A 6,291-nucleotide genomic window follows, 5' to 3' on the forward strand; every position below is an offset into this window, starting at 1 on the left:
CCCCCGCCCCCTGCGGGCGCCGGCCACCCCATTTCCGGGCGCAACAAGCCGGCCGCGATCAGAATTTGTAGCTCAAATTCACTCCCAGGGTGTGGAGCTTGACGTCCTGATCGCGGTCGTCCGGAATGTCGAAATGTTCCGAACGGAAATCGTAGTACCGGTATTGGGCGCCAACGACGAATTTGTCCGTGAGGGCAAAGTCGACGCCGGCACCGAGCGTCCAGCCGACATCTGTCCGCGTGTCTGCAACGCCATTGCGTGACGCTTCGATGCCGGCAAAGGCGATGCCGCCGATGCCGTAGACCAACACGCGGTCCATGGCGTAGCCGGCCTTGGCGTCGACGGAGCCGAACCATTTTATCTCGGCGCCGGCAGAATCTCCGAGACCGAGGTCCGCCGCGCCGTTGACCGAGGAATAGTTGAGGTCGGCCTGGGCGCCGAGAACCGCCTGGTCGAACTGCCAGAGGCCGGCGACGTGGCCGCCGATGAACCCGCCATTGAGATCCGGCGAGGCGGAAAACGGCGCGCCACCGGTCGAACTCATGTCGGAGCTTCCCCAGCCGTAGCCGCCCTGCAGGCCGGCATAGTAGCCAGTCCAGTCGAACCCCGGGGCGGTCATTGGCAGATCGGCGCCCAAGTCCGCCGCCTGGGCCGACCCGGACAGCAGCGCAAGTAAACCGGCACTGGCGAGCGTCAATCTACGCATCGAGTTCTCCGAAATGGCGGTTTCGAAAGACTCCCTGGTACAACCTAGCCTTATTCGCCGCAAAACGGAATTGGCTTCATTCAACAACGGTTTACGCCGGCGGGTCGCGCACCCGATCCTCCAGGTCGCGCTGTTTTTCGAGAGGCGACGCCAGACGGTTGAAGGCGAACTTGGCCAGCACGGAGCCGGCGATGAAAATCAGGATAGGCGCGGCCCATGTCCAGAACGAATGCGAGGTAAAGAATGCCAGTCCGGCAAGGCCGGCCGTCACTGCGAAGATTGCGAACCTGATCGTCCCTGCCATTTTCCGCCAATCCGAATGATCGTCAGCGACCGACGAACATTCCGGCTCGCTGGCTATTTGGCGTCGATGAAATCCAGCGCCGCCTTGCTGTATTCGTCCGGCGCCTGGAGCATGGCGAAATGGCTGGCGTTGGGCAGGATGATCAGCTTCGCACCAGGAATGACCGAGGCCATGTATTCGGTGTGCTCGCGTTTGATCGCCTCGTCATGGTCGCCGGCGACGATCGCCGTCGGCGTGGTAATCTTGCCGAGTTGTTCCTTGGTCCACGCCGGCTCGCTCTCCCACATGTGGCTGATCTGGGCCACGAAGGCGTCATACTGGTCCGGTGTCTTCGACATCTTCTTGTAGTCGAGCCCAGAGCGCTCGATGTAGGCCGCAAAGGTCTTGTTGGTCATCACGCCCGGATCGACGCCATCGGTGGTGACATTCGCCGCCTGCGCAAAGAGCCTTGTCAGCCGTTCCGGATGATGCAGCGCGATGTCGATACCGATAATGCCGCCATCGCTCCAGCCGACAAGCGCGGTCTTGTCGATCTTCAGGTAGTCGAGCAGCGCCAGATAGTCCGACGCCATCAGGTCGTAGCCATAGGGCTGCTCCGTGCGGGTGGAGCGGCCATGGCCGCGGCTGTCAGCGACAATGACCTTGTGCGTTTTGGCAAGCGTCGCCACCTGGCTCGCCCAGATGTCGGCGTGGCCAAGGCCGCCATGGATGAGCAGCACCGGGTCGCCCGCGCCGAACACAGTATAGTACATCTGGATGCCGTTGACCGGCGCATAGCCGCTTTGCTCGGGCTTGGGCATCGCCGCAGGTTCCGGCAAGGTCTGCCAGCGTTCCTCGGCGGATACAGACCCGGTTGATGCGAGGAGCAGAATGGCGGCGGCAAATGCTTTCCAGAAACGGGTCATCATTCCCCTCTTAGGTTGAGGCCGGATGAGCAGCATCGCCTTTTGCGTGAAATAGTCAACAATTGCGGTCTGCTGCAGGACCCCATGCAGACGGCTCTGGTTCCTTGCTCCGACTTTTGCCAGACTGGCGGCAGCAGAGGACTTGCCGATGACAAATGCCAAAACCGCCAACGCCGCAAAGCCCAAACCCTGGGCGGAAGTGGCGACGCATCTCGTCGATGTCGCGATGGGGCGCAAACCCGCCGATCTCGTCATCCGCAACGGCCGTTGGGTGAATGTTCATTCAGGCGAGATCGTCGCTGGCACCGACATCGCCATCGCCGGCGGGCGCTTCGCCTATTGCGGGCCGAATGCCGGCCACGCCATCGGGCTAGGCACCAAGGTGGTTGATGCCGGTGGGCGCTATCTGGTGCCCGGCCTTTGCGACGCGCACATGCATGTCGAGAGCGGCATGGTGACGGTGACCGAGTTCTGCCGTGCCGTGATTCCGCACGGCACCACCTCGATGTTCATCGACCCGCACGAGATCGCAAATGTGCTGGGCCTGGCCGGCGTGCGGCTGATGCATGACGAGGCCGTCGCCATGCCGATCAACGTGCATGTGCAGATGCCGTCCTGCGTGCCTTCGGCGCCTGGGCTGGAACATGCCGGCGCCGAGCTGACGGTCGCCGATGTCGCCGAGGCGATGACCTGGGAGAACATCATCGGGCTCGGCGAAGTAATGAATTTCCCGGGCGTCGCCGCCAACGACCCTGTCATGTCGGGCGAGATCGCCGCCACGGTGAAGGCCGGCAAGACGGTCGGCGGGCACTATGCCTCGCGTGACCTCGGCCTGCCGTTCCACGGCTATGTCGCCGGCGGTCCGGAGGACGATCATGAAGGCACACGAGCCGAAGATGCGATCGCGCGGGTGCGCCAGGGTATGAAGGCGATGTTGAGACTGGGCTCGGCCTGGTATGACGTCGCTTCGCAGATCAAGGCGGTGACGGAGAGCGGGCTCGACCCGCGCAACTTCATGCTGTGCACCGACGACAGCCATTCCGGCACGCTGGTCCATGAAGGCCATATGGACCGGGTGGTCCGCCACGCCATCGGCCAGGGTTTGAAGCCGGTGACGGCGATCCAGATGGCGACGCTCAATACCGCGCAGCATTTCAGACTGGAGCGCGAGATCGGCTCGATCGCGCCGGGGCGGCTTGCCGACCTGCTGATTGTCTCCGATCTGGCGGCAATGACCATCGACGAGGTCTATGCTCGCGGCGTCAGGCTGGCCAAGGGCGGCAAGCTCGACATCGACATCCCGGCCTACGACTATCCGAAGACAGCGAAGAACACGGTCAAGCTCGGCAGGAAGCTCAAGGCCGGCGATTTCGACGTGGCGGCGCCGAAGGGCGCCAACGAGGTGCGCGTGCGCGTCATCGGCGTGATCGAGAACCAGGCGCCGACGCGCGCGCTGGAGGCCGACCTGCCGGTCGAGGACGGGCTGGTCGGCATGGACCGTCGCAACGATGTGTGCCAGATCGCGCTGGTTGAGCGCCACCGCGGCACCGGCGGTGTCACCAATGCCTTCGTCTCCGGTTTCGGCTACATGGAGGACTGCGCGATGGCGTCGAGCGTGGCGCATGACGCCCACCACATCATCGCCGTCGGCACCAGCAAGCGGGATATGGCGCTGGCCGTCAACCGGCTGGGTCAGGTCGGCGGCGGCGTCGTGCTGTTCTCAAAGGGCAAGGAACTGGCGCTGGTTGAGATGCCGATCGCCGGGCTGATGTCGGACGAGCGTGCCGAGATCGTCGCGGCCAAGGCCGAGCAGTTAACGGAGGCGATGCGCAAGATGGGCTGTTCGCTGAACAATGCCTACATGCAGCACTCGCTGCTGGCGCTGGTGGTCATCCCCGAACTAAGGATTTCCGATGTCGGCCTGATCGACGTGACGACGTTCCAGAAAGTCGACCTGTTTCTCTGATCGACCGACGCGCTTTGCCTATCCGCCAGTGGCGATGGTCAGCACCTTGAACGGCGTGGTGATGACCACTTCGGCGACCGATCCCACGGCCTTTCCAATGCCTTGGCCGATATTGTCAAACTCGGCCGAGTTGGGTTCGTTCGATCGCAGGGCAGCTGGTGTACGCAGTCGGTCGCCGAGCAGTTGCACCAGCATCGGATTGTCCGCGAACTTGGCATGGTTCAAACGGTCGCCGCCCTTGGTGTTGGTCAGATCCGCCACGACCACGCCATAGCTGGCAAGGTCGGCGGCATTGCCGTAGTCGCCGACGCGCGGCTTGTCGCCGGAAATCAGGGAAGACAGCTTCAGCGCGCGGTCGTCTCCCGAAAGCAGGATGGCGAAGGGCTTGTCGGGCTTGCCGTAGCGGATCATCTGCTTCTTGAAGACGTCGACGTCGATGTCCGGCGAGGCCAGGATGACATAGCCGATCTTGCCGCCGAGATCGCGGTCGCCGGTGATGGCGAGCTGGCGCAGCGCCTCCATCGTCAGCCACGTTCCCATCGAATGGGCGATGATATCGATGCTCTTGACGTGGGTCTTGGCCAGCATCCGCAGCGTCGCCTCGAGGTCGTCGCGCGCGGCTGTGGAGCTGTCCTTGTCGTAGATATAGCCGGTCGTCTTGCCGCTCGACGCCCAGGAAAACAGCACCGGCGTGCCTGGATATTTCGTGTCGTGCGCGATCTGGGTCAGCCGGAAGACGCCATCGTCGAAGCCGTTGTTGAAGCCGTGCACGAAGACCAAAGCGCGGTCGCCGCTTATGGCGATGTTGGCGCCGACGGCCTTGGCGAATTGCTGCTGGTCCCCATAGTGAACGACCTCGGTGGCGGTGAACTGCTTGGCCGGGTTGCTGTCGGCCGAACCCTTGGCGCGTTCGATGGCGCCGACCTGGTGCACCTTGGGGACGGTGACGTCGACGCGGGCGTAGCTGGTGGTCAGCGAGCGGTCTCCGTCGAACACCTGCCTTGGGTCTTTCGTCGCCTGCTGGCGGGTGGTGGCGACGAAGATCTCGTGCGTCGCGGCAATGTCGGAACCCGGCACCGTAACCGTCGTCTTGTTGAGCAGGTCATGCGTATTCGGGCCGGCGCAGCCCGCAACGAGCAGTGCCAAGGCAGCGACGAGAATAGTGTTCGAACGCACGATCACGCGGCTCTCGCGAAGCACGACGTCGATCCCGCGACGTCAATTGATATTTCGATAAGGCCGCAGCACGGCCGGGTCCAGTTCAAAATTGACGGATGGTGGGCAATCCTGATCGGATACGGCCTACCCTTACTGTCCGAGTTGGCTGATGCGGTCGGTTACAGCCTGATCACTGGCGAAGCCGTCATCCTCGCGCAGCCGCTGGCCAATCATCTTAACCAGCACCGGATTGTCGGCGAACTTGGTGTGGTTGAAGCTGTCCGATCCCTTGGCACTGGAGAGGTCGACGACCGTCACGCCATAGGTGGCGAGGTCGGCCGCGTCCTTGTAGTCGCCGACGCGCGGGCGCGAGCCGGCGATCAGGCCGGAAAGCCGCAGCGCGCGGTCGTCGTCGGACAGGAGCAGGATGAAGGGCTTGTCCGGCTTGCCGTAGCGGCGCATCTGACTCTTGAAGACATCCACGTCGATGTCGGGAGAGGCCAACACCACGTCGCCCAGCTTGCCGCCGAGGTCGCGGTCGCCGGTGATGGCGAGCTGGCGCAGCGTTTCCATGGTCACCCAGGTTCCCATCGAATGAGCGACGATGTCGATGCGCCGCGCGCCGGTCTGGGCGAGCATGCGCAGCGTCACCTCAAGCTGGTCGCGTGCGGCGCTGGCGCTTTCCTTATCGTAGACATAGTCGGTGGTCTTGGCGCCCGAGGCCCAGGAGAACAGCACCGGCGTGCCCGGGTAGCCGGAATCGTGGACGATCTGCGTCAGGCGATAGACCGCGTCGTCGAAGCCGGTGTTGTAGCCGTGGACGAAGACCATGACACGACCGCCGCGCGCTGCAATGTCGGCGTTGAGCGCGCTGGAGAATTTGGGCTGCGTGTCGTAGCCGACCAGCTCGGAGGCCATGAAATATTTGGTGGGATCGTCCGACTTGCCGCGCGAGCGTCGCTCGATCTGGCCCGTCTCGTGGACCGGCGGAACCGTGACGTTGACGCGGGCGTAGTTCAGCGTCGCCGAGCGCTCGCCGTCGAAGACCTTGTTCGGGTCGTCGGAACGCTTGCGCGTCGTGGCGATGAAGATCGAGTGGTTGCCGGCGATTTCTGTCACCGGCGTAGCCATAACGGCACTGCCGAGGATTTCCTCGGCTTTACGGCCGCCGCAGCCGGCCACCAGCAATGCAAGCGCAAGAATGCAAATCGTCTTCAAAGTCACGCCAAAATATCCAATCGGGCCCCCAAAG

At 63.4% G+C, this 6,291-nt stretch carries 6 protein-coding genes; 1 reads left to right on the forward strand and 5 read right to left on the reverse strand.

The annotated features are described in order from the left end of the window. Positions 1–58: 58 nt before the first annotated feature. The 3 genes from EN781_RS22550 to EN781_RS22560 all read right to left on the reverse strand — a co-directional run bounded on the left by EN781_RS22550 (position 59) and on the right by EN781_RS22560 (position 1,915). On the reverse strand, positions 59–706 hold the full coding sequence (locus EN781_RS22550; RefSeq protein ID WP_126054333.1) for an outer membrane protein: 648 nt from the start codon (positions 704–706) through the stop codon (positions 59–61). A gap of 91 nt (positions 707–797) precedes the next feature. Beyond that, positions 798–1,010 (reverse strand): hypothetical protein, encoded by a 213-nt coding sequence (locus tag EN781_RS22555; protein ID WP_126054334.1) that lies wholly within the window; start codon positions 1,008–1,010, stop codon positions 798–800. A 53-nt stretch (positions 1,011–1,063) separates the two neighbouring features. Beyond that, positions 1,064–1,915: an alpha/beta hydrolase gene (locus EN781_RS22560; RefSeq protein ID WP_126054335.1), complete on the reverse strand. Its 852-nt coding sequence runs from the start codon at positions 1,913–1,915 to the stop codon at positions 1,064–1,066. Between the two features lie 148 nt (positions 1,916–2,063). Here EN781_RS22560 and ade point away from each other — a divergent pair, with 148 nt between their 5' ends. Next, complete coding sequence (gene ade / locus EN781_RS22565) at positions 2,064–3,881, forward strand: adenine deaminase (RefSeq protein WP_127400350.1); 1,818 nt, start codon at positions 2,064–2,066, stop codon at positions 3,879–3,881. A gap of 18 nt (positions 3,882–3,899) precedes the next feature. On the opposite strand, the gene EN781_RS22570 is transcribed toward ade, so the two are convergent. Then, a complete protein-coding gene (locus EN781_RS22570) occupies positions 3,900–5,057 on the reverse strand; it encodes an alpha/beta hydrolase (protein WP_189347741.1) in 1,158 nt (385 codons plus the stop codon). Positions 5,058–5,189: 132 nt separating this feature from the next. After that, positions 5,190–6,263 (reverse strand): alpha/beta hydrolase, encoded by a 1,074-nt coding sequence (locus EN781_RS22575; RefSeq protein ID WP_126054337.1) that lies wholly within the window; start codon positions 6,261–6,263, stop codon positions 5,190–5,192. Between the last annotated feature and the right edge of the window lie 28 nt (positions 6,264–6,291).

This window comes from Mesorhizobium sp. M4A.F.Ca.ET.090.04.2.1 (assembly GCF_003999085.1).
Taxonomy (GTDB): domain Bacteria; phylum Pseudomonadota; class Alphaproteobacteria; order Rhizobiales; family Rhizobiaceae; genus Mesorhizobium.